A 1868-nucleotide genomic window follows, 5' to 3' on the forward strand; every position below is an offset into this window, starting at 1 on the left:
AGGGCGTGCTCGACCAGGGTGATCAGGGCGCTCTTGGCACTGTCCCGGCGCCGCGCGTCCAACGCGATGATCGGGGTGTCGGGGCCGAGCTGGAGTGCTTCGCGGACCTCTTCGGGGGTGTGCGGCTGGTGGCCTTCGAAGCCGTTGAGGCCGACGACGAAGGGCAGGCCGCTGTTCTCGAAGTAGTCGAGGGCGGGGAAGCAGTCGGCGAGGCGGCGGGTGTCGACGAGGACGACGGCGCCGATGGCGCCGCGGACGAGGTCGTCCCACATGAACCAGAAGCGGTCCTGGCCGGGGGTGCCGAAGAGGTAGAGGATCAGGTCCTCGTCGAGGGTGATGCGGCCGAAGTCCATGGCGACCGTGGTGGTCGTCTTGCCCGCGGTGTGGGTGAGGTCGTCGATGCCGGCGCTGGCGCTGGTCATGACGGCTTCGGTGCGCAGCGGGTTGATCTCGGAGACCGCACCGACGAGGGTGGTCTTGCCCACGCCGAAGCCGCCCGCGACGACGATCTTCGCCGAGGTGGTGGCGCGGCTGGGGGCGGCCGCGTTAGAGCTTGCGAAGTCCACTGAGGACCCTTTCGAGCAGCGTGACGTCGGGCTGGTTGCCGGATTCGCCGCCGGCAGCGGGCTGGTGGATGGTCACGAGACCGGCTTCGGCCAGGTCCGCGACGAGGATCCGGGCCACTCCCAGCGGGATGGTGAGCAGGGCGGAGACCTCGGCGATGGACTTGACCTCGGTGCACAGGGTGCAGATCCGCTGGTGCTCCGGGAGCAGTCCGGCCAGCCGGACCGGGTCGACACTGGCCGAGACCAGGGCCTCCAGGGCGAGTTCGTAGCGGGGCCGGGTCCGGCCGCCGGTCATCGCGAACGGGCGGATCAGCGGACCGGAGTCCTGGCCGTCGTCGTCCTCGTGCTGGCCGAAGTCCTCCTGGTACCGGGCGTTGTCGCGTTCGGGGAACGCCTCCGGTCCCGGATGGCCCGGTGGGCCGTCGTCCGGGCGGCCGAACGGCCCGGAGTCCCGGAACGGCTGCTGGGGCCGGTCCTGGTACGGCTGGTCCTGGTACGGCTGCTGCTGCCCGTACTGCTGCTGGGCACCGGGCTGCGGCTGGGCGAAGTACTGCTGCTGCGGCGGGTACTGCTGCCCGTGGCCGACGCCGGGCACGCCGAAGGCGTCATGGCCGGTGCCGGGATACGGGACGCCGTACTGGCCGCTGCGGTCGTCGGGCGGTGTCACGGTTCCTCTCCTCACAGGGTGCGGCGGTGCGGTGCTGGTCCGGGACAACTGCGCCCGGGCCGGTGGTGCGAAGGCCGTACAACGCCCGAACCCGGGTCCCGCGCGGGCACCGGCGGCGGTTGGCCGGCGGTGCCCGCGAAGGACCCGGGACGGGCAATGAGGTCTTTCGAATACCAGGACGGTATCCGACGAACCGTCAGTGCAGGAGACTGCCCTGGAGTTCCGCGCGCAGCGCGGGGGTGAGGACGGCTCCGGCACGGTCGACGAGGAGGGCCATCTCGTAGCCCACCAGACCGATGTCGGAGTCGGGGGAGGCGAGGACGGCCAGGGCCGATCCGTCGCTGACCGCCATCAGGAACAGGAAGCCCCGCTCCATCTCGACGACGGTCTGGTTGACCTCGCCGCCCTCGAAGATCCGGCTGGCGCCGGAGGTCAGCGAGGTCAGCCCGGAGGCGACCGCGGCGAGCTGGTCGGCGCGGTCCCGCGGGAAGCCCTCGGACATGCACAGCAGGAGACCGTCGGCGGAGACCACCACCGTGTGCGACACCCCGGGGGTGTTGTCCACGAAATTGGTGATCAGCCAGTTCAGGTTCTGTGCGGCCTGGCTCATCTGACTCAACTCAACGCTCCTGGTG

General features: G+C 70.8%; 3 protein-coding genes. All 3 read right to left on the reverse strand.

From position 1 onward, the window contains the following. A partial coding sequence (locus AC2TEW_RS38960) for a GTP-binding protein (protein WP_484627853.1) occupies positions 1-566 on the reverse strand: 566 nt, incomplete at its 3' end. Beyond that, positions 547-1233 carry a DUF742 domain-containing protein gene (locus AC2TEW_RS38965; RefSeq protein WP_484627854.1) on the reverse strand — a complete coding sequence of 229 codons (687 nt, stop codon included), beginning with the start codon at positions 1231-1233 and terminating at the stop codon, positions 547-549. The genes AC2TEW_RS38960 and AC2TEW_RS38965, both read right to left, overlap by 20 nt. A 196-nt stretch (positions 1234-1429) precedes the next feature. Beyond that, complete coding sequence (locus AC2TEW_RS38970) at positions 1430-1843, reverse strand: roadblock/LC7 domain-containing protein (protein WP_030057391.1); 414 nt, start codon at positions 1841-1843, stop codon at positions 1430-1432. Positions 1844-1868 lie beyond the last annotated feature (25 nt).

It is taken from the genome of Kitasatospora sp. NEAU-CNBT7, assembly GCF_057220535.1.

Bases quoted from the DNA above. Each gene is read 5' to 3' on its own strand.
- AC2TEW_RS38970 (WP_030057391.1), bottom strand. From the start codon at position 1,843: ATGAGCCAGGCCGCACAGAACCTGAACTGGCTGATCACCAATTTCGTG.